This is a genomic window from Salipaludibacillus sp. HK11 (assembly GCF_047795645.1).
Classification (GTDB): domain Bacteria; phylum Bacillota; class Bacilli; order Bacillales; family Salisediminibacteriaceae; genus Salipaludibacillus.
In genome coordinates this window covers 3,929,016-3,953,994 of record NZ_CP181045.1, presented here as the reverse complement: position 1 = coordinate 3,953,994, position 24,979 = coordinate 3,929,016, and the positions used below count along the sequence as shown (strand labels likewise).

Here is a 24,979-nt window from a genome sequence, read left to right as displayed (position 1 = left end):
TCTACTCATCCTCATCTTCATCGTTATCTTCGTTAACGTCCTCACCCAATTCATTAGAATCGCCTTCTTCATTTGATTCTTCTCCCTCAGGCTCTCGATCATTATCTTCTAGGTCTTCAACTCCCTCGGATTCTCCGATTACTTCCCTATCTGGTAATTCTTCTTCAACAGTATTTTCCTCTTGACCTGGTTGTTGAACTTGGTTTGATAAAAGGATTCTTATAGAATCTGCTGTGTTTTGGAAATGTATAAACTTTTCTGCCTCTATAATTGGTAGAGAAATTTTAATGTTGGATAGTTCTTCTCCTATCTCTTCCCTTTGAATCACATCCACCTGTTTAAACAATCTAGTTGTCGTAAGAGCCGAATCTTCAGGCGTATAGGTTACAATGATGTCGATTGTATCACCCGCAGCTACAGGCTGATCTAGTACGACGTTGCTTGTGGCATTAAGCCATACTATACGATGATTTTCAGGAATCTCAGTAGCAGTGCGTAAAATGTTCGACGTGAGCAAATCTCCGTCTTGAAGATTCACGATTGAAATCGCTCCCTCTAGCTCACTCATATCTCGTACAAATGACCCAAGGTTCTCCACTTGTGGGATTTCAACCCAATCAATCATATCTTCAGTTATTTCCGAGTAAGTTTGAATATTGCTAGCTGCAACTGCTACTTCTGTTCTTTCACCGAGTGAATCTTGAGCTGCTCTTATTTGGTCTAAAACCAGAACACTTGTAATAATCGCTAAAATAAATGCAACAATTAGAAATATCATTGCTTTGCGTTTCGCATCAATCATGTACCTTCAACTCCGTCTTTTGTTCATTCACTTTCTCTTCTCTTTTGTTCCCTTGTTCAATCATTGGTTGAATAAACTGTATATAAGGTAAATTTGCTGGAACACTATATTGTTGGATATCTAACATTTCTAAATATTCATCAACTTGAAAGGCATCGTGGGTTAGATTTTTTTTTGCCCCATATAAAGGAGCGTCTTCCGCTTTCACGATCATTTTCGATAAACAATGAGAAATAGGGCCGCTATCACTGGTTATCCACTCTCCTATTTTTGGGTTATAATGATGCAAATAATAATCTTTATACTCTTTTGAAGGCTTGAATACCCACTTTTTTCTCTGAAGTATAGATGGTTTTTTAAAAGGCGTGATCATCCATAGAGAGCTCGTTTGTATGATCTTATTCACCTCATCTCGAACTTCTTTTGAAGCATTTACACCTTCTCTATAAATAGTTAAGAGACGTTGATAGTTATGGATAATGAGATAACTATCTAAAAATGCTACCATTGGTCGCACACTCACCGAGATTAAATCCACTTCAGGGAGAAGCCAGTTTCTTATCCTTAATAGTTGATCCATCTTAGTTACATCAGGATCAAACAAATACAAAATGACGTTCCGTTCCCCTGTCTCAGATTTATTTTTTCGGTAATTTTGAAAATATTCTAATTCCCCTTGCAAATTATTTTGTTTGAGCTTCAATTTTCTTTTAAAAATGGAAGGGACATTGTTTTCTATATAATCTGAAATACTGACACTACTTCTCACCTCATATGATGGCTTTACTGTCAATTGAGTATTATTCAGTAGCTCTTCCCCTAATCTTTCTGTCATTCCAATCGTCTCGTCCAAAATTAAATCCATTTGACAACCGCCTTTAATTCGTTTGATGAAACAGGTTTTTTTAAGTTTATTTCGGATGGTTTTTCCTAATTTAACAGTCCTTAGTTTTGCGTTTCATTTATTATAACTATTTGTAATGAGATAGGTATTCTCACCTTTGGTTAACTTGTAAATGGCAATGGCTATTTTACATAATTCAGTTGTACAATCAATAAGGTAAGAAGATAACAGAACACACTAACATGTAATAAAATACCATGTTTTTGTCCTTTAGGCTAATCTCCCTATACCTTTCAATTAGGACAATATTTATAGGTATGTTAAATAAAATAATGTAATTTTTTAGTGATTTCTGTTAATTTTAAAGTGATATAGTCGTTAGGACCTATTATCGAAAAATCACTTTTTTTGTACTTGTTTCATTCTAAATTCCTTAGTCTTACGCCTTCTACAAACTTTTCTTAAACCAAAATAATTAAGTAACATTACATTTGTCAGTTACTTTCTATTCATTTTTTAAACCATTTTTACACTATAACTATAGTATTAACTAGTCATTTTCATGATTATAAGCTAATAAAGCCTGTCATATCAGTATTATCCCCACTTTAAGAGGATTGACGTTTTATGTCGAACAGGTGTAATTCGTCCTTTTCCCAACGAAATTAAAATAGATTTATTGCCTAGTTTTATTCAATATTTAGAAATAATTCTACCAAGTTTATAAATGCCAATCCTGAATTCAGCCAATTTCGCGCTTTTTCATCAATAGAAAAAACCTTCACTCGATCGTAAGATCGCTCAAAGGTCTTTCTTCCATTAACGTTGTGATAAAAACTAACTTATCATCGCTCACACCGTTGTTTTGACTAACTTCACTCGTCATCTCGAATGACTACTCCATTATTGCTTTTCTTATCTGTAATTAATCGATATAAATGAACCGTTAATATCCCTCGTTTAAACGTAGCATCGCTTTTATCTTGACGAACCAAGTATGGTAGTTCCATGATACGTTTAAATTCGCCTTGATAAACTTCTTCTTGCGTTATGCGAAATCCCTTGAATTCAAGCCGAGAAGTCCCTCTCACTTCTAGCGTTCTTTCATTAATAGTCAGATCGATATCTTCTACATTTTGGATACCAGGTAAGAAAATCGCGCATATTACTTCATTTTCAGACTCATATACATTTGCTCTTGGTTGCTGAACCATCCCATTAAAAAAACTATTAAAATTACCTAGAAAATCATCTTCAAAGAATTTTTTCAAAGGTTTGTTCCATTCATGTGAGTAATAATCCAAAACATTTCACCACTTTCAAGTTTGAAGATTATGTTGTTCAAAAATGACTATTCAGAAGTGTTTTATCTACTCAAACCCCGCTAGATTTATCCCCTACTTCCTTTTCTTCTCCTCGCTTCGGCTCAAACCCCGCTAGATTTACTCCCTACTCTCTTTTCTTCTCCTCGCTTCAGCTCAAACCCCACTAGTTTTACCCCCTACTTCCTTTTCTTCTCCTCGCTTCGGCTCAAACCCCACTAGTTTTACCCCCTACTTCCTTTTCTTCTCCTCGCTTCGGCTCAAACCCCACTAGTTTTACCCCCTACTTCCTTTTCTTCTCCTCGCTTCGGCTCAAACCCCGCTAGTTTTACTCCCTACTCTCTTTTCTTCTCCTCGCTTCAGCTCAAACCCTACTAGCTTCACTCCCTACTACTTTTCCTTCTCATCGGGATCGGCTCGAACTCCACTAGCTTCTCCAACATCGGAAGTGGAAGTGCCGCTCCTTCCATCAGAGTCATTTAGCAGTTGCCTGATATGCTTTATTCTTGCTTCTGCATTAATCGTTTCCGTTGAGCCGATGTGCAATACACTAGATGTTGAGACGCTAATCACATCAATATGATTGACATTAATAATGAATGATTCATTGTATTTATTAAAGTTGACTGAGCGATTAATCGTCGGCTCAGGTAAAGGCTTCGTAAATATTGGAAAAGCATCTAAATTACCCTCGTCAGAATAAAATTGTTCATACTTTCGCTGCACCGCTAATACTTTAGTACGTGGTGTGATATGACGTGTGTCACCTACTTCAAAAATAGAGTTACTTAATACATCTCTCACCTTGATCGTTTTGACGATTGATGTTCTTTTATACAATTTAGTAAACTCCTTACGTACGGGCCAGTGGAACAAATGGGCCGATAATTAAAGATTCCGGTGGTGTATCAAATACAGATGATAAGGCAATAGAATCCGCATCACCAACTAAAAATATAGAGGAACTCGCTACACCTAAAACACGAACATTATCTACACTTATTTCTTTATTTACGACTGTAAAATTCATTTTAAGGTTCGTTCTCCTTTCGTGGTAATTGTCTAATAAATTCTTCGTATGTTTTGTGAATATCTTCTTTCATTTTTCGAGTCGCCATTTCCTGAGTTTTTAATAAATCATCTGAGTTCAAACCATTCAGATTAATTTGACTTAAATAATGACGTATTCGGTTATCTACCTGCTTTCTAATATCTTCTATAATATACTGACGATACTGGTTATCTATTTGATAATTATTTTGTTGTTCAATATATGCAATGTCTTGGTAACATTCTTCGTTAAGATACTCATGAACTCTCTCTTGTATTCCCTCAAAAACTTGGGAGTTTTGTTGATTACTTTGTGGGGAATTTAAACCCTGATTATTAACTGCAAAGTCCTCAATCGAACTCCCACTGCCATTATTAGGAGTTATCCCAATATTCAAGGTTCCTTCTAACTTTTCAACTTTTAATTGATCAAATTTATACTCGATTTTTTCAATAGTAGAAGTTTGTTTCTCCTCTTTTAAACTGTTAATTTGATTTTGCAGTTGCTGAATGTTTGCTTCTAATTTACCGATTTTTTCGTTCTGTGCATTTAGATGTCCATATAGTTGTTGGATATGTTGCGCCATATTTGGATTGTTATAATTCATTCACCCTCCTCCTACATGACATCATTTTTTTCCTAGCTAATACCTGTCGGCGGAGTTAACGGGACAAACGGGACAGATGCATCGTCTGGTGCGTCCCCTGCTTCTGGTGCCGGTTCTGTAAAACCACCAGTATTATAAAGATTTGCTGAGGGGGTAATGCTACCTGCACTTCCAATTTGTAAAACAGAAGAGTTACTTATTCCATTTATTCTTAAGTTGTGTATTGTGATATGTTGATTAATATGGAAATTCATTTGGCTCTCCTTTTATATAACTGAATTTATATTTGAATCAGCTAGATCACTGTCATACGTGTTTGTTGAACTGTAGTTGTTTCTTACTCTTAAATTATCACCAGTATTAAAAGAACCCGCTCCAGCAAATGTTTTTGCTGTACTCGTCGGTGCAACGTTAAAAATATCTCCAATATTAAAAATACCATTACTACCAATACTAATTACTTTTACTGCGCCTACAATTGCTGGCATAAACATCACCCTTTTTCCCATTCAGTCACTTTATAATAGCCTATGTTTCTTTCTCATACATGTTCATGTTCTATAAAAAAAATCATAAGAACGTATCACGTGCTCCGTTCTAGGATCGCGAAATTACTAATAAAAATCACTAACCTCTGACTGTGTTTATGCATACGTTAAATAACACAGTATCTTTTGGAGAGTTTATCATTGAACTACCCGCCACTTAACTGCTCTTGCGAACTGTTTGAAGTGGGGGATTCCTAAGAACACCTTCGTAACCGAAAGTTTTGATTAGGCTAGCCCCGTCGCACCGACGGTTAGAAGCCTTATAGCTTCATGTTTGAGATTTAATCCTGCGTTCATATCGCGGTCGTGATGCATGCCACAAACACACGTCCACTCACGCACATTCAGATCTTTCACGTCTTTGTTTTTATAGCCGCAACGTGAATAACGTTGTGAGCTAGGGAAGGTTTTGCTCACTTCCACCACCGTCTTCCCGTACCATTTAGCTTTATATTTCAACAGGCTCTTAAATTGAGACCAAGATACATCAGCGATTGATTGAGCTGTTTTCTTATTTTTCATCATGTTCGATACTTGCAGACTCTCCATTCCGATAATATCGTGGTTTTTGATGATATCCGTCGAGGTCTTATGCAAGAAATCTGTCCGCTTGTTTTCAATCTTTTCGTGAATTCGAGCGACCTTGATTCGTTGCTTGTTCCAGTTGCTAGAACCAATAACTCGCCTTGATAGAACTTGTTGAGCCTTTGCTACCTTTTGTTCTAACGACTTAAAATAACGATGGTTTCTATATCTTGTTCCATCTGCAAGGATAGCGAAGTCTTTTAGTCCTAGATCAACGCCTGTACAGGTGTTTGTCTTCGGCATCTCAACGACGTCTGTTTCAGCTAAGATTGACACAAAGTACTTACCACTTGGATTGCGTCGTATGGTCACATTTATGATTCGCCCATCCACGTCACGACTTTTAGAAAACCGAACAAGACCAAGCTTCGGCAACTTGATGTGTTTACCTAAAATAGCGATATTTCCATTGGTGTGCTTCGTGACATAGGACTGTATCTTGTTCTTTTTACTTTTAAACTTAGGAGCTTTGTTTTGTTTTTTATAATACCTTTGGTAAGAATCAGCGAGGTTTTCAACGGACTTTTGCAAGGAAATACTATCCACTTCTTTTAAAAAAGGGTAATGCTCTTTTAATTGGCGAACCGCCTTAACTGACGCGTATTTGTTGAAAAACTCTCCTTTCCAGTTATTTGAAGGGAGATGACCGTTTTGCACCATCTCTTCGACGATGTACCAGTAAGCGTCTTTTTGCTTCTGCTTACTGAGGAAGAAATTGAACACGAATCTTGAACAACCGAGCGTTTTATGAATGAGCTCGACTTGTTTCGGATTAGGAAAAATACGAAATTTGAACGCTTTTTTTACTAACATGACATCACCTCATTTGCGAACGTATGTTTCAATCATATCATGAGGTGAGTCTGTTGGCTATCGCCAACCGCCATGGCTAAAAGCCCTTCTCGCGATGGAAGAGGGAGTCTTCTGGCGGAAAACGATAAAAAGTGATGAATAACTACAGAAAAGGGGGATAACTATGCCTTCAATTGTATATGGACCATTCAAAATAAATTCTAATAATGGCGTTCTTAATTTTGGTGACACACTGAATATTTCACCTAAATCAACAACGAAAGCAGTAAGTGGATCAGGCGGTGGGAATACGGGGGACTTCATCATCACCAATAACGGAATAAATTTAAATAATACGTTAGATCCAGATGTTTCTGATCAAAATATCGCCGGTCTCGCTTAATAAAAAAAGATCTTTCTCGATTGCTTTTACCTCACGGTGCGATCGAAAAAGATCCTTTTTTTGTCCTCATAACGTCTCCACTATTTCCACTGAGAAAATTGAAACAACTTTGTCATATCGCCATCTTCCATGCAGTAAATCAAGCATGCCCAAGATCCGGTGAAAGTTTCATTTAAGACTTCCCTAAGTTCAATTAAAAATTTCGGGTCCTCCTTTGTTGCGGACGATAAGAACACCCACGCTTCATTTTGAGATTGGTTTTCCCCTAAAAATATGTACGTGTCTTTCAGTACAAGCGATCTGTAGAAATCACAAGTTTGTAATTTCGAAACAATTTGAATCGTATAATCGGTAATAGCAGAGATTCTTACTAAGAAGTCCCCAGAAGAAGAGAATACTTCTGTGACACAAGGGTGGCACTCCTTATATATAACATTTAATGCGTCTAGTTTACCGTACTTTTTTTGCACAATAATATGGTTCATTAAGCGATTAATTAACGCTTGAATCGTCATTTTCTTCTGCGTTCCAATAGTAGTTGCATGATAGTTTTTTTACGCATTTTATCACCCTTGGGAAAATTTATTACTGACTATTTTTTAAAAATGGGCATTGCTGACAGGCTTCTTCACAGGAATATATCGTTTTTGATATTGCACACCAAGATCGTCTTGAATAGCAAATCGGTATTTTTCTTTTTTCTGCACGTCCTTTTATCTTTTTTGCCAAATTATGATTAATAAAGTCTGTAAGAATAAGGATGAGGTCAATATTTTCCGGAATTTCCTTTTTGATCGTTCTCGTTTTTTTACCATCAATATGAACAATGTTGTCGAAACCGATGTTTTCAAGATGTTTAGGAATAGCCCCTAGTTGATCCCCACCATAAATTAATAAAGACGCCATATTATTCAAACCTCCCTCGCTATTATGATAATGATAATCATTATCATTTGATTAAAGTATAATCTACCTCCTCTCTTTTTTCAATCCTAATTTTTGAAAAACTTGTTAGTTTATTTAACAATCTAAAAGTTATCCTCATTTAGCACATAAATTTCACGTTATTCCTCACCCTAGTCAGATAGAGAAAAAGGGAGGATAACTCAATGAAACTGAGAAAGAATAAATCTTTTGCTCATCTTTTCATTCTTTTGGGTGCGTCCTTTTGGGGTGTAACTGGACTCTTCGTCGAAAACCTGTACCAATTTGGCTTCACACCTTGGCAAGTAGTATCTGTTCGCTTAACGATATCGAGTCTTATTTTATTCGGTGTACTTGTCGCAATCGGAAGACGTTACTTAAAGATTAAATTGACCCACCTTCCATACTTTATTGGTTTAGGCGTAATAAGCATCGCTTTATTTAATTGGTGCTACTTTGAAGTGATGAATAGAGCTTCCCTCTCGATTGCTGTCATATTTGTTTACATTTCCCCGATATTCACCGCTATCATCGCCAGTTTATTATATAAAGAGAAAATCACTTTTCAAAAAGGTGTCGCGATTTTCTTTACGATTCTTGGTTGTGGATTAGTGATTGAGTTTTTTCCGATCGGTGGAGTCTCCGTTAATGGTTTTACGATCGTTCTCGGTACGCTTTCTGGTTTGTTTTGTTCTTCCTTCAGTATTATTGGAAAGGTAATAGGCGGAATGTATCATCCGTTAACACTTACCGTCTATTCATTAATTTCCGGTAGTGCATTTATGATTCCAACAAGTTCTATATGGGAGCAACGTGAATTATTTATGATCCAAGAAGTATGGCTATATATTTTAGGATTATCAATTTTCTCGACGATCTTTGCCTATCTTCTTTTCACACTAGGACTTTCATATATGGAATCGAGTAAAGCGTCTATTTTATCTTCATTTGAACTAGTCGTATCTGCAATCGTCGGTCTCGTATTACTAAATGAAACATTAACCAGATGGCAGGTTTCCGGGTTCGCCTTCGTTTTTTTATCTTTATTTCTAACCGTTTTTTCTTTCCGCAAAAAATGGCTCAAACGCTGCTTCTACAAAGAAGCGCCCATCAAATAATCTTCCTAACTTAAAATTTCTTATTGACACACTTGTATATACAAGGTTACAATGAAAACGTAAACAAAACTTGTATATACAAGATGACCGATCGGAAGTAAGGAACTACTATTACTGATAAAAGACAAGGAGGATAACAAAATGAGTAAATTTACGGATCCAGCTAAGGAATTACTGGAACACATCGGGGGTAGTGACAATGTTTCTGTTGTCACACATTGTGCAACAAGAATGCGCTTCGTGCTCAATGACCCTGACAAAGCGGATAAAGAAAAAATTGAAGAAATTGATCTCGTCAAAGGTACCTTTACAAACGCAGGACAATTTCAAGTAATCGTTGGTAACGATGTCGCTTCTTTTTATAATGAGTTTACGAAAATTGCCGGTGTTGGCGATACGTCAAAAGATGAAGCGAAAGTTGCTGCTAAACAAAATATGAGTTTTATCCAACGAATGATCTCTCACCTTGCTGATATCTTTACACCACTTATTCCAGCACTCGTCGTCGGCGGTCTTATCTTAGGTTTTAGAAACGTTATCGGTGAAATCGGCATGATGGGTCCAGACAATAACTTAACATTAGTCGAGGTTTCTCAATTTTGGGCTGGTGCCCATGAGTTCTTGTGGTTAATTGGCGAAGCGATATTTCACTTCTTACCAGTCGGGATAACCTGGGCGATTGCAAGAAAGATGGGAACAACACAGATTCTTGGTATCGTATTAGGTATTACGCTCGTTTCTCCTCAACTCCTTAATGCTTACGGCGTTGCAGGTGGAGAATCTATCCCGTTTTGGGACTTTGGTTTCGCCCAAGTCGATATGATTGGTTATCAAGCACAAGTGATTCCAGCGATCTTCGCAGGTTTTGTCTTATCTTATCTTGAATTGGGCTTACGAAAAGTAATTCCGAATGTGATTTCAATGATCTTTGTTCCATTCTTTGCGCTCATTCCTGCAGTGCTTATCGCACACGTCGTTCTAGGTCCTATCGGTTGGACAATCGGCTCTTGGATCTCTGAAATTGTCTATTCAGGATTGACTTCTACATTTGGCTGGTTATTTGCGGCGATCTTCGGTTTTGCTTATGCACCACTTGTTATTACAGGTCTGCATCATATGACCAATGCAATTGATTTACAATTAATGAGTGAATTTGATGGGACGAATCTATGGCCAATGATTGCCCTATCGAATATTGCACAAGGTTCCGCCGTTGTTGCGATGATCTTCTTAAATAAAAAAGACGAAAAAGAGCAGCAAGTTTCTGTCCCAGCCGCAATTTCTTGTTATTTAGGTGTTACCGAACCTGCGATGTTTGGGATTAACTTAAAATATACCTTCCCATTCTTAGCTGCAATGATTGGTTCTTCGATTGCAGCGATGATTTCAGTAGGTGGTGGTGTTATGGCTAACTCTATTGGTGTTGGTGGTATTCCAGGATTTCTTTCGATTCAATTTCAATTCTGGATCATTTTCTTCATTGCAATGGCTGTAGCAATTGCGGTTCCATTCTTCTTGACCATTGCACTATCAAAAACCAAAATGGGTATTAATGCATACAAACGTCTCGGGAAAAAATAAAATATAAACAGAGCATAATGACATAGGTAGGTGTTCAACATGAATCAACGATGGTGGAAAAAAGCTGTTGTTTATCAAATTTATCCAAAAAGTTTTAACGATACAACGGGAAATGGGACGGGTGACATTCAAGGAATTATCGAAAAGCTAAGTTACTTGAAAGAACTTGGCGTCGATGTTCTTTGGTTAACGCCAATTTACGATTCGCCACAACGAGATAACGGCTATGATATTCGTGACTATTACAACGTTTACGAGCAATATGGCTCAATGGATGATTTTGATCAACTTTTAGAAGAAGCCCATAAGCTCGATCTAAAAATTATTATGGATATCGTCATTAACCATACATCAACAGAGCATGAATGGTTCCAGCAATCGATGTCTTCTAAAGATAATCCTTACCGAGATTTTTATATTTGGAAAGATGGCGAAAATGGCAATAAACCAACTAATTGGGGCTCAAAATTTGGAGGATCAGCTTGGCAATACGATAAAACGACTGGGCAATATTATTTACACTTGTTTGATGTTACCCAAGCTGATTTGAATTGGGAAAACGAAGCGATGCGGAAAGCTGTCTATCAGATGATGGATTTCTGGCTTAATAAAGGAGTCGATGGTTTTCGCCTTGACGTGATCAACTTAATTTCAAAAGATCAGCAATTCCCGGACGATGATGGTAGTGTCTCTCCTGGAGATGGACGGAAATTCTATACGGATGGACCGAGGGTTCACGAGTTTTTCCGAGAGATGAATCAGCAAGTCTTCTCGAACTACGATATTATGACCGTCGGTGAAATGTCGTCAACAACGATAGAGAACTGTATTAAATACACGAATCCTGAGCGAAAAGAGCTAGACATGTCGTTCAACTTTCACCATCTAAAAGTAGATTACCCGAATGGGGAAAAATGGACGAAAGCCGATTTTGATTTTCTTGAATTGAAACGGATCTTATCCACTTGGCAAACCGAAATGAATAAAGGTGGAGGCTGGAATGCACTGTTTTGGTGCAATCATGACCAACCCCGTGTCGTGTCAAGATTTGGCGACGATGGACTGTATCATAATTACTCTGCAAAAATGTTAGCAACGACGATGCATATGATGCAAGGAACTCCTTACATTTATCAAGGAGAAGAGTTCGGAATGACAAATCCTGCATTTGATGATATTAATCAGTATCGCGATGTCGAATCGCTTAACATGTACAACGAAAAGAAAGAAGCAGGCATGACAGACAGAGAGATTATTGAAATACTCAAGCAGAAATCACGCGATAACTCAAGGACACCAGTTCAATGGGATTCTAGTAAAAATGCTGGATTTAGTACAAATACACCATGGATTGCTACCGCAAAAAATTATAAAGAAATAAATGCGGAACAAGCAGTTGCTGACGCAAATTCAATCTATTACCATTACCAGAAATTAATTAAACTTAGAAAAGACTATGATATCATCACTAGTGGAGACTATCAGTTGCTTTTGGAACAGGATAATGATATTTTTGCCTATATACGTAGCAACGGCACAGAGAAACTACTCGTGATTAGTAACTTTTACCCGGAAGAAACAACCTTTATACTCCCGAATACAGTTGACTTAGAAGGATATACACAAGAGTGCTTATTGTCGAATTACCCTGATTCACCAGATGACATTCAACAATTTAAACTAAGACCGTATGAATCGATTATTTATCATTTTACAAAATAAATGGGGATGCTGAATGAAAAACAAGTATTTATCAATTTACGACGACATTGCTAAACAGATTACAATGGGGGAATTTGAACCTGACACCTTTCTCCCTTCCGAAAATGATATGACAGTGCTATATGATACTTCAAGAGAAACGATCCGAAAGGCGTTAAATCTCTTGTCGCAAAATGGTTTTATACAAAAAGTTAGAGGCAAAGGGTCGATTGTGATAGACATTAATAAATTTGATTTTCCTGTATCCGGTCTTGTCAGTTTCAAAGAACTTTCGCAAAAAATGACTGATGTTAGAACAATTGTTCATGAATTATTTCTAGTAAAACCTAATGCGTCCATTAAACGTCAGTTAAATATGACTAGAAGTCAACCTGTTTGGCAAGTAGCAAGAGTTAGGGAAATTGGCGGAGAAAAAATAATCTTAGATAAAGATTATCTGATGGAAGAGTTCGTTCCTGGATTAACAGAAGAAATTTGTACTGACTCGATTTACGACTACATTGAAAATGACTTACATTTAACAATTAGTTTTGCAAAAAAAGAAATTGTTGTTGTTGAACCGACCGATGAGGACCGAGATTTACTTGACCTTGATGGCTTCCATAATGTCGTTGTCATCAAAAACCACGTCTACTTGGATGATGCTACTCTATTTCAGTACACAGAGTCTAGACATCGACCTGACAAATTTCGCTTTGTAGATTTTGCCCGTAGAAACCATTAGTCATAAATACTTTTTTACAAAGGAATGATTTGATGCTTAAAAAATTATTTGGCAAAAAGGAAACTGTCGTCGAACGGATCACAACACCAATTAACGGAAATATCGTAGACATTACGGAAGTTCCGGATCCAGTATTCTCTCAAAAAATGATGGGTGAGGGAATTGCCATTGAGCCTAGTGACGGAGAAGTTGTAAGTCCAGTCGATGGAGAAGTAGTCCAGGTTTTCCCGACGAAACATGCTGTTGGGTTAAAAACAAAATCTGGTCTAGAATTACTCATCCACATTGGCTTAGAAACTGTCAATTTAGATGGCGAAGGATTCGAAGCTTTTGTAAAAGCTGGTGACAAAGTAAAGCGTGGAGATACATTGGTTAGCTTTGATCTTGACATCATTAAAGAAAAGGCTACAAGTACCATCTCACCTTTAATTATCACAAATATGGATGAAGTTGTTGAAAGTGTCGAGAAAGTGTTACAAGACTCTGCAAAAACTGCGGAAACAGAAGTGCTTACTGTAACGCTTAAATAGTTAACTAGACTTAAAGTAAATCGCAACAAACGTAAAACAACACAACGGAATAAAAATCCCGGGGTGTTGTTTTTTGTTATCTTGTGTTTAATTTTCCATAATAATTGGGAGAATGATTGGCCTACGTTTTGTTTTCGCATATAAAAATGGTGCGAGCAGACTTGAAATTTCATTCTTAATTTCAGATCTCTTGGTTGTTTTCTCTTCCATTAATTCATTCAGACGAACACTTACCTTTCGTTGGGCTTCATGAATTAAATCTCCAGATTCACGCATATAGACGAATCCACGAGAAATAATATTTGGTCCAGCAGAGACCTTATACTCTTCCATGTTTATCGTAACAACGACAACGACAAGACCTTCTTCTGAAAGAACCTGTCGATCTCTGATAACAATGTTGCCAATATCGCCAATTCCACTTCCATCAATATACACGGATCCTGATGGAATTTTCCCTGCAAGCCCACCTTCATTCTTATCAAGCGCTAGCACTTCTCCATTATCCATGATATAACAGTTTTCTTCTAAAACATCGCATTCGACAGCTAATTTCACGTGTTGTTTCAACATACGATATTCCCCGTGAATCGGTAGGAAGTATTTGGGTTTCATTAATCGAAGCATAAGTTTCTGTTCTTCTTGTCCACCATGCCCTGATGAGTGAATATTATTTAATGAACCGTGGATAACTTCTGCACCCATTCGGTACAATTGGTTAATTGTTTTATTGACGCTTAACCCATTCCCTGGGATTGGTGATGCAGAAAAGATGACCGTGTCCCCAGGAATAATCTCAATTTGACGGTGTGTACCAAAAGCAATCCGAGATAAAGCTGCCATCGGTTCTCCTTGGCTACCAGTACATAGGATGGTTACTTTCTCTGGTGACATTCTATTTAATTGCGATGACGTAATAAATGTGTCTTCAGGTGCTTGAATATACCCTAATTCTAATCCGATTTTTATTGCGGATTCCATACTTCGTCCAAAAACAGCCACTTTACGACCGTATTTAACTGCCGCTTCGACAGCTTGCTGTAGTCGGTAAATATTTGATGCAAACGTCGCAAAAATAATTCTTCCGTCAACAGAGCGGAAAATTTGATCAATATTCTCGCTTACCTTACGTTCAGATAACGTAAACCCTGGAACTTCGCTGTTTGTACTATCAGATAATAAGCAAAGAACACCGTCTTCACCTATTTTGGCCATTTTCGACAAATTTGCTTGGTCTCCAACCGGGGTAAAATCAAATTTAAAATCACCCGTATGAACGATGCTACCAGCAGGAGTTTTCACAACGATACCGTATGAATCAGGAATACTGTGTGTCGTTCTAAAAAATGAAAGAGATGTTTTTTGAAACTTTACAATCTCATCTTCTTTAATTTCTCGCAGATCTGCTTGGCGTAATAAGCCGTGTTCCTCTAACTGATTACCGATTAGAGCCAAGGCTAATTTCCCTCCGTAAACTGGCACATTTAATTGACGTAGTAAGTATGGGATACCTCCAATATGATCCAAGTGACCATGAGTGATAAAAATCCCTTTTACTTTATCTGCATTCTTAACTAAATACGTATAATCCGGGATAACTAAGTCAATCCCTAATAATTCATCGTCCGGAAATTTCACTCCGGCATCAATAATAATAATTTCGTCTTGAAATTGCACTCCGTACATATTCTTCCCGATTTCGCCCATTCCTCCGAGGGCAAAAACCGATGCTTGATGATTTTTAACTTTCATAATGTATAGTCTCCAATTTTAATTTTTGTCTTTTTCTAATATGATTTACGAACTTGTAATTGCCTTTTGTATTATTCTTATAAGATATTAACTGATCCACTATCCTCCTTTGATTTTTATGGTGCTTCTAACCATTATCGCCTTTATAGAAATACATATATACTATGCAGGTTGTCCCATAAATTTATATTTTAATGTTCTTACGGTTAATTATACACTATTTGAACTAATTGCTAGTTGTTTCTGGAGAAAATAGGGATCAAAGGATGGAAGATCACTACGAGACTGTTTTTTTCTTTGCGAATTTCGCTCTGTTGCTATTCTTCCCATTTTTTCACGAACTCAAGAAACTCTTTTAAATTGGGAGATAACCACTTATCAGAATGAACTGCAGAATAAATCCCTATTTTCTGATGTTTATCTCGTAAAGATCTTCCGTCAAGTTCTTGCTTTTCTATTTCGTCTTTAACAACAAAAGTTGGAAGAATGGAAGAGCCAAGACCACAGATTACGCATTTTTTAATCGCCTCAATGCTTGGAAGCTCAATTTTATGAACATTGTTCGTATTTGTTTTCAAGTAGTTCTCAACAATCGGGCGCCAACTGCATGAATATTCTGTGACTAGCATTTTTTCTGAAAGTGTAGAATTGTAAGAATTAACAGCTTTTATGACAGACAGCGATTCGTTTCTTAAGTTAGTCGCTGTTAATCTAGATGGCTTCCAGTCGTGGGTTTCAACTAATAATGCTGCATCAATGTGTCCCTTCTTTAATTGCGCTTCTAGGTTATCGTAATGGAGAGATTTTAATGTTAGTTCTACTTTTGGGTACTTTTCCGTAAAAGACAAAATGATTTCCGGTAGCCAGTAGATCATCAATGATTCACTTGCACCTATCGTGAGTTGACCAGTTGGTCCCTCATCGCTTATTACTTCTTTCGATTTGGAATATAAGCTAATTATATCCGAGGCATAAGGAAGAAAGCTCTTTCCGGCTTGTGTCAGAGAAATAGTCTTTCCCATCCGGTCAAATAAAGGCTTTTCTAGTTCCCGTTCTAATTCTTTCACATGGGCTGTCACAGATGATTGAGCATATCCTAATTCATCTGCAGCTTTCTTAAATCCTCCTGCCTCGACAATGGTACGAAACGTTATCAGATGTCGAAGTTCCATTATTCTCCCCCTATTATCATAAATACTGAATATAATTATCAAAACTATCTATTTTACTGATTTCATATTCTATTTTAAACTTATATTAGAGCTTCTTCAAGTACATTTAAAAAGGGGTAATTTAAAATGAAGGTACTTACGATTGTTACTCATCCAAGAACAGATTCATTAACTCATCAAGTAGCCAAATACTTTATTTCCGGTCTGAAAGAGGCGGGACACGAAACAGACGTTATCGATTTGTACCGTCACGACTTTAATCCAATCCTTACAGAGAAAGATGAGCCGCAATGGAATTCTCCACATCAACACTATTCTAAAGCTGTACATGTTGAAATGGAGCGAATGAAAAATTATGATGGATTGGCTTTTGTGTTTCCGCTTTGGTGGTGGAGTATGCCTGCCATGATGAAGGGATATATTGACAGGGTATGGAATTACGACTTTGCATACGGGCCTAATAAGCTTCACCACGAACATGTCCTTTGGCTATCCCTTGCCGGTGCACCAATAGAAAGATTTAAAAAAAGAAAATACGATCAAATGATGGAACATTATTTTAATATTGGCCTCGCTGAATATTGCGGAATTAAATCTTCTAGATTCGAACTGTTATATGAAACGATACGTGTCACCGATAACACCGCGCAAATCCTATTTGATAATGCCTTCAAATCTGGCTTGCATTATGCTGAAAGGAGAGATAATTAGATGAATATTATGGCAATATTAGGAAGTTCGAGAAGAAATGGAAATACAGAATATTTAGTTGATCGTGCCTTAAGTGGTGTGGCTTTTAAAAAGAGATTTCTACTTGATTATCAAATAAATCCAATTATTGATAAAAGGCATACCTCAGAAGGATTTTCCAAAGTTGATGATGACTACGAAAGGTTATTTGCAGAATTTATGAAACAAGACATTATTATTTTCGCAACACCATTATATTGGTTTGGGATGTCTGGCCAATTGAAGCTCTTCTTTGACAGGTGGAGTCAATATATGAGGGATGATAAATATGATTTTAAACACTTAATGAGTAGAAAAAAAGCATATGTTATCGTTACCGGGGACAATCCCAATCCAAAAATAGCTGCTCTGCCTCTTATACAGCAGTTTCAACATATTTTCACTTACACAGGTGTTCAGTTTGCGGACTACATCATTGGCCAAGGCAATAAACCCGAAGAGATAAAAAACGACTCGTTTTCCTTACATACCGCCACTTCTTGGAATAAGGAATTCACCGAAGTGACAAAACTAAAGTAAAAGACGAAAGAGTAGCTTCTCTTAAAATCTGTCAAGACCATCATCTAGTGAACCGTTAGTAGAAAAGACAAAGCGCGATCTTCTCTTATGTATGATCGATAGGGGAGATCGCGATCTTTATCTTAAGTATGTAATCTCGTTTCTCGTTTTTAAAAAAACCTTTGTTTCGTCACTAAATTTCCAGAAATACGACATTTCAATGCTATTCTAGACCATTCATCGCACCTTAACAGTAGCTTTTTAACAAGCCAATAATTAACCAAAACAAATAAAAAACTCTTTTTAATCCAAAAAACCCCCAACCATAATGGCTGAGAGTCTTTGAGACGTTGTTATTAACGCTTTGAGAACTGAGGAGCACGACGTGCACCTTTAAGACCGTATTTCTTACGTTCTTTCATTCTAGAGTCACGAGTCAAGTAACCTGCTTTTTTAAGTGAATCCCGGAATTCTGGATCTGCTTTAAGAAGCGCGCGTGCAACACCGTGTCGGATTGCGCCTGCTTGACCTGTGTAACCTCCACCGTCTACATTTACAAGGACATCATATGTGCCCTCTGTTTGAGTTTCATTAAGTGGTTGTTTAACAATAACTTTTAATGTTTCAAGGTCAAAGTAATCGTTGATGTCTCTCTTGTTGATCATGATTTTACCGTCTCCAGGTACTAGACGTACACGAGCAACGGAGTTTTTACGACGACCTGTTCCATAATATTCAACTTGTGCCAAGAAAATTCCCTCCTTCTATATTAACCGCGTAATTCGTAAACTTCTGGCGTTTGTGCTTCATGTGGGTGCTCGCTTCCAGCATACACATTTAGTTTTCTGTAAATCTGGCTACCTAAAGGACCTTTAGGTAACATTCCTTTGATTGAAAGCTCAATTAATCTAGCTGGCTTTTTGGCGCGCATTTCACCAGCAGAAGTTGCTTTCAATGAACCTGGATATTGGCTGTGACGGTAGTACATTTTATCCGCTAGCTTATTTCCAGTTAAATGAATTTTCTCTGCATTAATGATGATCACATGATCACCTGTATCCATATGTGGTGTAAATGTTGGTTTATGTTTCCCGCGAAGAAGGCTAGCAACTTCAGTCGAAAGACGACCTAATGTTTTACCTTCTGCGTCGACCACGAACCATTTGCGTTCAATTTCACTTGGTTTTGCCATATATGTCGTACGCATGTTTGTTTCCCTCCTAATAAAAACTATCCAATGAATTTCCTACATTTCAACGATTCGTATCCGTACCCGGGGCTAGTGGGTATAGAATACCATAGACCATCATATAACATCTGATACGTGCTGTCAACAGTATGTTACACCCGAATGCGTTGTTATTGAATTTTTTTTAAGTAATCTTCTATTTTTGTCTGCTCATAAAAAACGTGTGATAAATATAATCCGCATGCCGGCGCTGTTATTCCTGCAAGTGCTCGATTTTTCGCGTGTATGATGTCGATTATTTCGTTTGCTTGCCGCTTTCCTTGGCCAACCTCAAGGATCGTTCCTACCATCACTCGAACCATTTGATATAAAAACCCACTGCCAATAAATCGGAAAGTCCAATCATCCCCATCATTGTTAATCTCAATTGCATAAATCGTACGAACTTTATCGACGACATGAGTTTTTGGAGATGAAAAACTAGTGAAATTATGAGTTCCAATTAAATGAGTTGCAGCTTTATTCATAGACCCGAGATGTAATTTTTTCGGTAAGTGATGTTCGTAGTGACGTTTAAACACATTGCGCTGTGAAGATGTATTTACGAGATATACATATTCTTTACCTACAGTGTCGTACCGTGCGTGAAACGTCGCTGGGACGTACTGACAGCACGTGACATGGATATCATCAGGCAATAGGCTATTTAACGCACTTGGCCACCGTTCTTCAGGAATGGATAGGTTTGTATCAAACTGCACAGGTTGGCGAATTCCATGGACGCCGGCATCGGTTCTTCCAGAAGACATCGATGGCCAGGAGTCTGCTTTATGAATCTTTCGAAGCGCTCTTTCAACTTCTCCTTGTACGGAGCGGTCATTTGTCTGCCTTTGATAACCATGGAACTGAGCTCCGTCATAAGATATCGTTACTAAGACTCTTTGCATAAGCTCTCTCTCCCTTAGTCGATGATTTGAAAGACAATGGTAAGCATGGCGAATATCACAAATATCCCCACTCCAATGGAGTCAATCGATTTCCATGATAGAACTCTAAATTTGGTACGTCCTTCTCCCCCGCCATAACCTCTAGCTTCCATTGCAGTAGCTAAATCCTCTGCCCGTTTAAAAGATTGCACGAAAAGTGGGATCAAAATTGGGATTAGTGATTTCATTCGTTTCCATAATGACCCTTCTGAAAAATTTGCTCCGCGCGCCATCTGAGCTTTAATGATTTTCGAGGTCTCCGCAAGTATTGTTGGTATAAACCTGAGAGAAATCGACATCATCAACGCCAATTCGTGCGTTGGAACCCTGATCTTCTTCAGAGGTTTCATCAACAATTCCATCCCATCTGTTAAATCAATCGGTGTCGTTGTCAACGTCAACAGAGACGCCATCATTACTAACAGGAAGAGCCGTAGAGCTATCAGACTTCCCTCAATGAGTCCTCCTGAATAGATAGTCAACCAAGGCCAATCAACAAGAATCGTCCCTTCTCGTGTCATAAAAAGGTGCAATATAAAAGTAAAAAAGATTAAGATAGCAATAAATCTCATCCCTTTTATGTAATAACGGAAAGGAATTTTAGCAAGAATAAACGTGGTACCCGTCAATAATACGGCCAACGATAATATGACTGGGTGGCGACTAATAAATAAAAAAATCATAAATAAAAAAATTGCTAGCAGTTTTGCTCTTGGGTCTATTTTATGAACAATTGATTTTCTTGGGACGTATTGACCAATAATCACGTTATCGAACAAGGTTAGTCACGCCCCTTTTCTTGTAGAAAAGTTAAAATACGTTCGACAGTCTTATCGTTCGTGAAAGCGGCAGTATCTATCAATTTTCCCGATTGAGCTTGTAGTTCTGTTAGCAAATGAACCGACTCTGGAACCGATAGCCCAACATTTTCGAGCCTTTCCTTATTAGCATAAATTGCTTCTGGTGTGCCACGATCAATTACAGTACCCTGGTCCATTACAAGAATTTCATCAGAGTAACGTGCCGCATCTTCCATTTGGTGTGTGACGAGAATAATCGAGCGGTCTTCTTTTTCTTGATACCACTGGTAGAAAAGTTGCATCATTGTTTCTTGTCCTTCAGGATCAAGTCCAGCTGTTGGTTCGTCCAACACAAGTAGCTCAGGGTTTAAAGCGAGAACGCCTGCTATAGCTACTCGACGCATCTGTCCTCCACTCAGATCAAACGGTGAACGGTCAAATAACACTTCATCAATACCGACATCAACCAGACATTTTCTTGCTAGACTTTCTGCTTCTGTCTTTGAAAAACCAAAGTTCATCGGTCCGTACGCAACGTCTTGAAGAACCGTTTCATGAAACAACTGCTGTTCTGGAAATTGAAAGACCATCCCTATGTGACGGCGCAAAGTATAAAGTTGCTTCTGCTTTGTCTCGTGACGTATCGTCCAATGACCAATCGTTAATGACCCTTCTGTTGGTTTTAATAGACCATTAAAGTGTTGGATCAACGTTGATTTTCCCGACCCTGTATGTCCAATAATTGAAGTGAACTGTCCACTAGGAATCGTAACATCTATACAGTCCAATGCATTTTTTTCAAATGGCGTATTTTTCATGTACGTGTACGTTAAGCGATTGGCTTGTATTTGCATAATGACGAGACCAACTCCTCATGAGATAACACACCCTCCGGTAAAGGGACGTCATGTCTTCTTAGCTCATTGGCAATTTGTACAATAAACGGAGCCCTTAGTCCAACTTTACCCAGAGATGCTTCATCAGTAAATATCTGATTCGGAACCCCTTCATGTACAATGGAACCTTCAGCTAAAATGATAATCCGATCACTCAGTAGCGCTTCGGTTACATCATGTGTAATCATGATGATTGAAATGTTCTCCTCAACTCTCAACTTCTCTAATATTGATAATACTTCTTTTCTACCAGTAGGATCAAGCATGGATGTAGCCTCATCTAATACAAGTACTCTTGGACGAAGGGCTAGTGCACCAGCGAGAGCTACTCGTTGCTTTTGACCACCGGATAGCCGGTGTGGCTCTTGCTTTTCTAATCCACTTAGTCCTAGTTTATTAATACTGTTATACACTCGATCTCGCATATCTTCGTATGGAACACCTGCATTTTCCAACCCAAAGGCAACATCATCTTCTACAGTCGGGGCTACAATTTGATTATCTGGATTTTGAAAAACCATTGCAACGTTCCTGCGAATATTTATCCATTCATCAGCAGTCTTTGTATTTATACCACAAGCGACCACATCACCCTTAGAAGGGACATTAAGAGCGTTAAAAAACTTTGCCAAAGTAGACTTACCTGAACCGTTATGGCCTAATATTGTCAGCCACTCCCCCTGCTTAACCGTTAATGAAATATCATTTAACACATAGGGGCTCTGCTCATGGTAACGAAAAAAGAGATTATCAACTGTAATTTCATTTGCCATTATAGATAGACCTCCCTATTTAAACAGACTAAGTTCGAGCTATCGGCAACTTTTTCTTCTACCCATTTTTTTTGTGTGCACAGCTAGCGCTCTTAAAAACTACGGTAACTCTAGTTCCCTTTCTTTCTAAAGGGTGCAGTCTCACTCGTAAGCCCGGGCAGCACTACTTAAAAAAAGGTACAAAAAAAGGGCATAGAACCAGAATCTGTTGCCAGACCCGGTGTCTCGCCCTTTGATGAAATCATAATGTCATGAGTTTATACTAGCTCAATAATAGCCATCTCTGCACCGTCACCACGGCGAGGTCCTAGCTTAAGAACTCTTGTATATCCACCTTGACGATCATCGTAGCGCTTTGCTACATCATCAAAAAGTTTTTGAATAGCATCTTGTCCTGTTTCTGTATCAGCAACTTCTTTACGAACAAAAGATGCAACTTGACGGCGAGCATGTAAATCTCCACGCTTACCTAAAGTGATCATCTTTTCAGCGATTGAACGAAGTTCTTTAGCCTTTGGTTCTGTTGTTTCAATGCGCTCGTTAATGATTAGATCAGTGGTTAAGTCACGGAATAATGCTTTACGAGCACTGCTGTCGCGACCTAATTTTCTGTATCCCATGTTGGTCCCTCCTTCTCAGGTGAAAATCTATCTATATTCAATTTGAATATTCGTATAGATAGTTTATTCTTCGTCTCGAAGCCCAAGACTCAGTTCTTCAAGTTTTTCTTGAACCTCTTCTAATGATTTACGTCCAAGGTTACGAACTTTCATCATATCTTCTTCAGACTTTTGCGTTAGCTCTTGTACGGTGTTAATTCCTGCACGCTTCAAGCAGTTGTAGGAACGAACAGACAAGTCTAATTCTTCAATCGTCATCTCAAGAACTTTTTCTTTTTGGTCTTCTTCTTTTTCAACCATAATCTCTGCATGTTGTGCTTGATCGGTTAGACCAACAAAGATATTTAAATGCTCAGTAAGAATTTTCGCGCCAAGTGATACTGCTTCTTCAGGGCGAATACTTCCGTCTGTCCATACATCCAACGTCAATTTATCAAAGTTGGTAATTTGACCAACGCGTGTGTTCTCAACTTGAAAGTTTACACGAGTTACTGGTGTGTACATGGAATCAACCGGAATAACCCCAATTGGTAGATCGTCTGAGTTATTTCCTTCAGCAGGAACATAACCTCGACCACGATTGGCAACTACTTTCATTTGAAATTGAGCACCTTTAGAAAGAGTCGCAATATGAAGATCCGGGTTTAAGACTTCCACGTCACTATCATGCATAAAATCAGCAGCAGTGATAACTCCTTCTCCTTGAGCATCAATTTCCAACGTTTTCTCTTCTTCTGAGTAAATCTTCAATGCAAGTTTCTTAAGATTGAGAACAATAGATGTGACATCTTCAACCACACCTTCAATAGTAGAAAACTCATGTAGTACTCCGTTAAACTGGACGCTTGTTACAGCAGATCCAGGTAAAGACGAAAGTAAGATACGACGGAGAGAATTTCCCAAAGTCGTTCCATATCCGCGTTCAAGGGGTTCTACGACAAATTTTCCATAGGTTGCATCTTCGCTCATTTCGACAGCTGCAATTTTCGGCTTTTCTATCTCGATCATAAACAAACCCTCCTTCAAAACGTCGAAACCCCGGTTGTGATTTAGGCACAACCGGAATTCCTCATTGGGCACACCTCGACCTGTCACGAAACCGTCAATACATTTCTGTATCCATTTACATGGATCTAGGTTCTTACACCATTATTGACACGGGTATGATTATTCATACCTCTGATGCGACTATACTCTACGACGTTTTGGTGGGCGGCAACCGTTATGCGGAACCGGTGTGACGTCTTTAATCATATTCACTTCTAATCCAGCAGCTTGAAGTGAACGAATGGCAGCTTCACGTCCAGCTCCAGGACCTTTAACTGAAACTTCAACAGACTTCATCCCGTGCTCCATTGCAGATTTAGCTGCAGTTTCAGCTGCGGTTTGCGCTGCGAATGGTGTAGATTTACGTGAACCTTTAAAACCAAGAGCTCCAGCACTTGCCCAGGATATGGCGTTCCCTTGTGGGTCAGTTATCGTTACGATCGTGTTATTGAAAGTAGAACGAATGTGTGCAACTCCGGACTCAATATTTTTGCGTTGGCGACGCTTTGCACGAGTTGTTTTTGGTTTAGCCATAATCAAACATGACCTCCTTTACTTTACTTTTTCTTATTCGCTACAGTCCGACGAGGACCTTTACGTGTACGAGCATTATTCTTAGTCTTTTGACCACGGACTGGTAGTCCGCGACGATGACGAACACCGCGATAAGATCCGATTTCGATCAGACGCTTAATATTTAAAGAAACTTCTCTACGAAGGTCCCCTTCAACTTTAATACCGTTAACTACTTCACGAACTTTTGTTAATTCATCTTCAGTTAAATCGCGTACGCGTGTGTTTTCAGAAACACCAGCTTCTTTCAGAATATGACTAGCTTTTGACTGGCCAATTCCGAAAATGTACGTGAGTGAGACGACGACTCGCTTATCACGAGGAATGTCGACACCTGCAATACGTGCCATGCTTTTACACCTCCTATGTT

The 24,979-nt window shown here is 38.2% G+C and carries 31 protein-coding genes; 8 read left to right on the top strand and 23 right to left on the bottom strand.

Annotated elements, in window-relative coordinates:
* Position 1: 1 nt before the first annotated feature.
* The 9 genes from ACM26V_RS18695 to tnpB form a co-directional block, all read right to left on the bottom strand.
* Complete coding sequence (locus ACM26V_RS18695; protein WP_416148236.1) at positions 2–802, bottom strand: SAF domain-containing protein; 801 nt, start codon at positions 800–802, stop codon at positions 2–4.
* Positions 795–1,667, bottom strand: a complete 873-nt coding sequence (locus tag ACM26V_RS18690) for a hypothetical protein (RefSeq protein ID WP_416148235.1) — start codon at positions 1,665–1,667, stop codon at positions 795–797. Before ACM26V_RS18690 ends, ACM26V_RS18695 begins: the two co-directional genes overlap by 8 nt.
* Positions 1,668–2,521: 854 nt before the next feature.
* Positions 2,522–2,917, bottom strand: coding sequence for an Hsp20/alpha crystallin family protein (locus ACM26V_RS18685; RefSeq protein WP_416148234.1), 396 nt, complete (start codon positions 2,915–2,917; stop codon positions 2,522–2,524).
* A gap of 441 nt (positions 2,918–3,358) precedes the next feature.
* Complete coding sequence (locus ACM26V_RS18680) at positions 3,359–3,808, bottom strand: spore germination protein GerPE (RefSeq protein ID WP_416148233.1); 450 nt, start codon at positions 3,806–3,808, stop codon at positions 3,359–3,361.
* Positions 3,809–3,821: 13 nt separating this feature from the next.
* Positions 3,822–3,998, bottom strand: a complete 177-nt coding sequence (locus ACM26V_RS18675) for a spore gernimation protein GerPD (RefSeq protein WP_416148232.1) — start codon at positions 3,996–3,998, stop codon at positions 3,822–3,824.
* 1 nt (position 3,999) lies between these two features.
* Positions 4,000–4,626, bottom strand: a complete 627-nt coding sequence (gene gerPC, locus ACM26V_RS18670; protein WP_416148231.1) for a spore germination protein GerPC — start codon at positions 4,624–4,626, stop codon at positions 4,000–4,002.
* A 32-nt stretch (positions 4,627–4,658) separates the two neighbouring features.
* Positions 4,659–4,880, bottom strand: coding sequence for a spore germination protein GerPB (locus ACM26V_RS18665; RefSeq protein WP_416148230.1), 222 nt, complete (start codon positions 4,878–4,880; stop codon positions 4,659–4,661).
* A 12-nt stretch (positions 4,881–4,892) separates the two neighbouring features.
* Positions 4,893–5,114 (bottom strand): spore germination protein, encoded by a 222-nt coding sequence (locus tag ACM26V_RS18660; protein WP_416148228.1) that lies wholly within the window; start codon positions 5,112–5,114, stop codon positions 4,893–4,895.
* 285 nt (positions 5,115–5,399) lie between these two features.
* Positions 5,400–6,572: an IS200/IS605 family element RNA-guided endonuclease TnpB gene (gene tnpB / locus ACM26V_RS18655; RefSeq protein WP_416148227.1), complete on the bottom strand. Its 1,173-nt coding sequence runs from the start codon at positions 6,570–6,572 to the stop codon at positions 5,400–5,402.
* 163 nt (positions 6,573–6,735) lie between these two features.
* On the opposite strand from tnpB, the gene ACM26V_RS18650 reads away from it, so the two are divergent.
* A complete protein-coding gene (locus ACM26V_RS18650) occupies positions 6,736–6,954 on the top strand; it encodes a spore germination protein (protein ID WP_416148226.1) in 219 nt (72 codons plus the stop codon).
* A gap of 80 nt (positions 6,955–7,034) precedes the next feature.
* Here the strand turns inward: ACM26V_RS18650 and ACM26V_RS18645 are convergent, their stop codons facing one another.
* Entirely contained in the window at positions 7,035–7,469 is a 435-nt protein-coding gene (locus tag ACM26V_RS18645) for a hypothetical protein (protein ID WP_416148225.1), read from the bottom strand.
* A gap of 70 nt (positions 7,470–7,539) precedes the next feature.
* Positions 7,540–7,860, bottom strand: a complete 321-nt coding sequence (locus ACM26V_RS18640) for a DUF2325 domain-containing protein (RefSeq protein ID WP_416148224.1) — start codon at positions 7,858–7,860, stop codon at positions 7,540–7,542.
* 203 nt (positions 7,861–8,063) lie between these two features.
* Here ACM26V_RS18640 and ACM26V_RS18635 point away from each other — a divergent pair, with 203 nt between their 5' ends.
* From ACM26V_RS18635 to ACM26V_RS18615, 5 genes are all read left to right on the top strand, one after another.
* Positions 8,064–8,996, top strand: coding sequence for a DMT family transporter (locus tag ACM26V_RS18635; protein WP_416148223.1), 933 nt, complete (start codon positions 8,064–8,066; stop codon positions 8,994–8,996).
* Between the two features lie 141 nt (positions 8,997–9,137).
* Positions 9,138–10,577 (top strand): PTS system trehalose-specific EIIBC component, encoded by a 1,440-nt coding sequence (gene treP, locus ACM26V_RS18630; protein ID WP_416148222.1) that lies wholly within the window; start codon positions 9,138–9,140, stop codon positions 10,575–10,577.
* A 39-nt stretch (positions 10,578–10,616) separates the two neighbouring features.
* Complete coding sequence (treC, locus tag ACM26V_RS18625) at positions 10,617–12,299, top strand: alpha,alpha-phosphotrehalase (protein WP_416148221.1); 1,683 nt, start codon at positions 10,617–10,619, stop codon at positions 12,297–12,299.
* A gap of 13 nt (positions 12,300–12,312) precedes the next feature.
* Positions 12,313–13,023 carry a trehalose operon repressor gene (gene treR, locus ACM26V_RS18620; RefSeq protein WP_416148220.1) on the top strand — a complete coding sequence of 237 codons (711 nt, stop codon included), beginning with the start codon at positions 12,313–12,315 and terminating at the stop codon, positions 13,021–13,023.
* A 32-nt stretch (positions 13,024–13,055) separates the two neighbouring features.
* Entirely contained in the window at positions 13,056–13,553 is a 498-nt protein-coding gene (locus ACM26V_RS18615; protein ID WP_416148219.1) for a PTS sugar transporter subunit IIA, read from the top strand.
* Between the two features lie 87 nt (positions 13,554–13,640).
* Here the strand turns inward: ACM26V_RS18615 and rnjA are convergent, their stop codons facing one another.
* Together rnjA and ACM26V_RS18605 are read right to left on the bottom strand one after the other, a co-directional pair.
* A complete protein-coding gene (gene rnjA, locus ACM26V_RS18610; RefSeq protein WP_416148218.1) occupies positions 13,641–15,305 on the bottom strand; it encodes a ribonuclease J1 in 1,665 nt (554 codons plus the stop codon).
* 317 nt (positions 15,306–15,622) lie between these two features.
* Positions 15,623–16,477 (bottom strand): LysR family transcriptional regulator, encoded by an 855-nt coding sequence (locus ACM26V_RS18605; protein ID WP_416148217.1) that lies wholly within the window; start codon positions 16,475–16,477, stop codon positions 15,623–15,625.
* Positions 16,478–16,603: 126 nt separating this feature from the next.
* Here ACM26V_RS18605 and ACM26V_RS18600 point away from each other — a divergent pair, with 126 nt between their 5' ends.
* Both ACM26V_RS18600 and ACM26V_RS18595 read left to right on the top strand, forming a co-directional pair.
* Positions 16,604–17,188, top strand: coding sequence for an NAD(P)H oxidoreductase (locus tag ACM26V_RS18600; protein ID WP_416148216.1), 585 nt, complete (start codon positions 16,604–16,606; stop codon positions 17,186–17,188).
* Complete coding sequence (locus tag ACM26V_RS18595) at positions 17,189–17,746, top strand: flavodoxin family protein (protein WP_416148215.1); 558 nt, start codon at positions 17,189–17,191, stop codon at positions 17,744–17,746.
* 335 nt (positions 17,747–18,081) lie between these two features.
* Here ACM26V_RS18595 and rpsI read toward each other — a convergent pair whose 3' ends face one another.
* The 10 genes from rpsI to rpsM all read right to left on the bottom strand — a co-directional run bounded on the left by rpsI (position 18,082) and on the right by rpsM (position 24,959).
* Complete coding sequence (gene rpsI, locus ACM26V_RS18590) at positions 18,082–18,474, bottom strand: 30S ribosomal protein S9 (protein WP_416148214.1); 393 nt, start codon at positions 18,472–18,474, stop codon at positions 18,082–18,084.
* 20 nt (positions 18,475–18,494) lie between these two features.
* Entirely contained in the window at positions 18,495–18,932 is a 438-nt protein-coding gene (gene rplM, locus ACM26V_RS18585) for a 50S ribosomal protein L13 (RefSeq protein WP_416148213.1), read from the bottom strand.
* Positions 18,933–19,084: 152 nt separating this feature from the next.
* On the bottom strand, positions 19,085–19,861 hold the full coding sequence (truA, locus tag ACM26V_RS18580) for a tRNA pseudouridine(38-40) synthase TruA (protein WP_416148212.1): 777 nt from the start codon (positions 19,859–19,861) through the stop codon (positions 19,085–19,087).
* A 14-nt stretch (positions 19,862–19,875) separates the two neighbouring features.
* Positions 19,876–20,679, bottom strand: a complete 804-nt coding sequence (locus tag ACM26V_RS18575; protein WP_416148211.1) for an energy-coupling factor transporter transmembrane component T family protein — start codon at positions 20,677–20,679, stop codon at positions 19,876–19,878.
* A gap of 2 nt (positions 20,680–20,681) precedes the next feature.
* The gene (locus ACM26V_RS18570) at positions 20,682–21,554 is read right to left on the bottom strand and encodes an energy-coupling factor transporter ATPase (protein WP_416148210.1); all 873 of its coding nucleotides are present in this window, start codon (positions 21,552–21,554) and stop codon (positions 20,682–20,684) included.
* Entirely contained in the window at positions 21,530–22,369 is an 840-nt protein-coding gene (locus ACM26V_RS18565; RefSeq protein WP_416148209.1) for an energy-coupling factor transporter ATPase, read from the bottom strand. The genes ACM26V_RS18570 and ACM26V_RS18565 overlap by 25 nt, the downstream gene beginning before the upstream one ends.
* Before the next feature lie 257 nt (positions 22,370–22,626).
* Positions 22,627–22,989 (bottom strand): 50S ribosomal protein L17, encoded by a 363-nt coding sequence (gene rplQ, locus ACM26V_RS18560; RefSeq protein ID WP_416148208.1) that lies wholly within the window; start codon positions 22,987–22,989, stop codon positions 22,627–22,629.
* A 63-nt stretch (positions 22,990–23,052) separates the two neighbouring features.
* Positions 23,053–23,997, bottom strand: a complete 945-nt coding sequence (locus tag ACM26V_RS18555) for a DNA-directed RNA polymerase subunit alpha (protein WP_416148207.1) — start codon at positions 23,995–23,997, stop codon at positions 23,053–23,055.
* Positions 23,998–24,177: 180 nt separating this feature from the next.
* A complete protein-coding gene (rpsK, locus tag ACM26V_RS18550; protein ID WP_416148205.1) occupies positions 24,178–24,570 on the bottom strand; it encodes a 30S ribosomal protein S11 in 393 nt (130 codons plus the stop codon).
* 23 nt (positions 24,571–24,593) lie between these two features.
* Positions 24,594–24,959 carry a 30S ribosomal protein S13 gene (rpsM, locus tag ACM26V_RS18545; protein ID WP_416148204.1) on the bottom strand — a complete coding sequence of 122 codons (366 nt, stop codon included), beginning with the start codon at positions 24,957–24,959 and terminating at the stop codon, positions 24,594–24,596.
* Between the last annotated feature and the right edge of the window lie 20 nt (positions 24,960–24,979).

Excerpts from the sequence above, each read along its gene's own strand:
- ACM26V_RS18565 (WP_416148209.1), bottom strand. The coding sequence starts at position 22,369 with ATGGCAAATGAAATTACAGTTGATAATCTCTTTTTTCGTTACCATGAG.
- ACM26V_RS18675 (WP_416148232.1), bottom strand. The coding sequence starts at position 3,998 with ATGAATTTTACAGTCGTAAATAAAGAAATAAGTGTAGATAATGTTCGT.
- ACM26V_RS18650 (WP_416148226.1), top strand. The coding sequence starts at position 6,736 with ATGCCTTCAATTGTATATGGACCATTCAAAATAAATTCTAATAATGGC.
- ACM26V_RS18695 (WP_416148236.1), bottom strand. The coding sequence starts at position 802 with ATGATTGATGCGAAACGCAAAGCAATGATATTTCTAATTGTTGCATTT.
- treP (WP_416148222.1), top strand. The coding sequence starts at position 9,138 with ATGAGTAAATTTACGGATCCAGCTAAGGAATTACTGGAACACATCGGG.
- rnjA (WP_416148218.1), bottom strand. The coding sequence starts at position 15,305 with ATGAAAGTTAAAAATCATCAAGCATCGGTTTTTGCCCTCGGAGGAATG.
- ACM26V_RS18660 (WP_416148228.1), bottom strand. The coding sequence starts at position 5,114 with ATGCCAGCAATTGTAGGCGCAGTAAAAGTAATTAGTATTGGTAGTAAT.
- ACM26V_RS18555 (WP_416148207.1), bottom strand. The coding sequence starts at position 23,997 with ATGATCGAGATAGAAAAGCCGAAAATTGCAGCTGTCGAAATGAGCGAA.
- ACM26V_RS18615 (WP_416148219.1), top strand. The coding sequence starts at position 13,056 with ATGCTTAAAAAATTATTTGGCAAAAAGGAAACTGTCGTCGAACGGATC.
- ACM26V_RS18570 (WP_416148210.1), bottom strand. The coding sequence starts at position 21,554 with ATGCAAATACAAGCCAATCGCTTAACGTACACGTACATGAAAAATACG.
- ACM26V_RS18640 (WP_416148224.1), bottom strand. The coding sequence starts at position 7,860 with ATGGCGTCTTTATTAATTTATGGTGGGGATCAACTAGGGGCTATTCCT.
- rpsK (WP_416148205.1), bottom strand. The coding sequence starts at position 24,570 with ATGGCTAAACCAAAAACAACTCGTGCAAAGCGTCGCCAACGCAAAAAT.
- ACM26V_RS18600 (WP_416148216.1), top strand. The coding sequence starts at position 16,604 with ATGAAGGTACTTACGATTGTTACTCATCCAAGAACAGATTCATTAACT.
- ACM26V_RS18690 (WP_416148235.1), bottom strand. The coding sequence starts at position 1,667 with ATGGATTTAATTTTGGACGAGACGATTGGAATGACAGAAAGATTAGGG.
- ACM26V_RS18595 (WP_416148215.1), top strand. The coding sequence starts at position 17,189 with ATGAATATTATGGCAATATTAGGAAGTTCGAGAAGAAATGGAAATACA.
- treR (WP_416148220.1), top strand. The coding sequence starts at position 12,313 with ATGAAAAACAAGTATTTATCAATTTACGACGACATTGCTAAACAGATT.
- ACM26V_RS18605 (WP_416148217.1), bottom strand. The coding sequence starts at position 16,477 with ATGGAACTTCGACATCTGATAACGTTTCGTACCATTGTCGAGGCAGGA.
- rplQ (WP_416148208.1), bottom strand. The coding sequence starts at position 22,989 with ATGGGATACAGAAAATTAGGTCGCGACAGCAGTGCTCGTAAAGCATTA.
- ACM26V_RS18645 (WP_416148225.1), bottom strand. The coding sequence starts at position 7,469 with ATGACGATTCAAGCGTTAATTAATCGCTTAATGAACCATATTATTGTG.
- tnpB (WP_416148227.1), bottom strand. The coding sequence starts at position 6,572 with ATGTTAGTAAAAAAAGCGTTCAAATTTCGTATTTTTCCTAATCCGAAA.
- gerPC (WP_416148231.1), bottom strand. The coding sequence starts at position 4,626 with ATGAATTATAACAATCCAAATATGGCGCAACATATCCAACAACTATAT.
- ACM26V_RS18665 (WP_416148230.1), bottom strand. The coding sequence starts at position 4,880 with ATGAATTTCCATATTAATCAACATATCACAATACACAACTTAAGAATA.
- ACM26V_RS18635 (WP_416148223.1), top strand. The coding sequence starts at position 8,064 with ATGAAACTGAGAAAGAATAAATCTTTTGCTCATCTTTTCATTCTTTTG.
- rplM (WP_416148213.1), bottom strand. The coding sequence starts at position 18,932 with ATGCGTACGACATATATGGCAAAACCAAGTGAAATTGAACGCAAATGG.
- truA (WP_416148212.1), bottom strand. The coding sequence starts at position 19,861 with ATGCAAAGAGTCTTAGTAACGATATCTTATGACGGAGCTCAGTTCCAT.
- treC (WP_416148221.1), top strand. The coding sequence starts at position 10,617 with ATGAATCAACGATGGTGGAAAAAAGCTGTTGTTTATCAAATTTATCCA.
- rpsM (WP_416148204.1), bottom strand. The coding sequence starts at position 24,959 with ATGGCACGTATTGCAGGTGTCGACATTCCTCGTGATAAGCGAGTCGTC.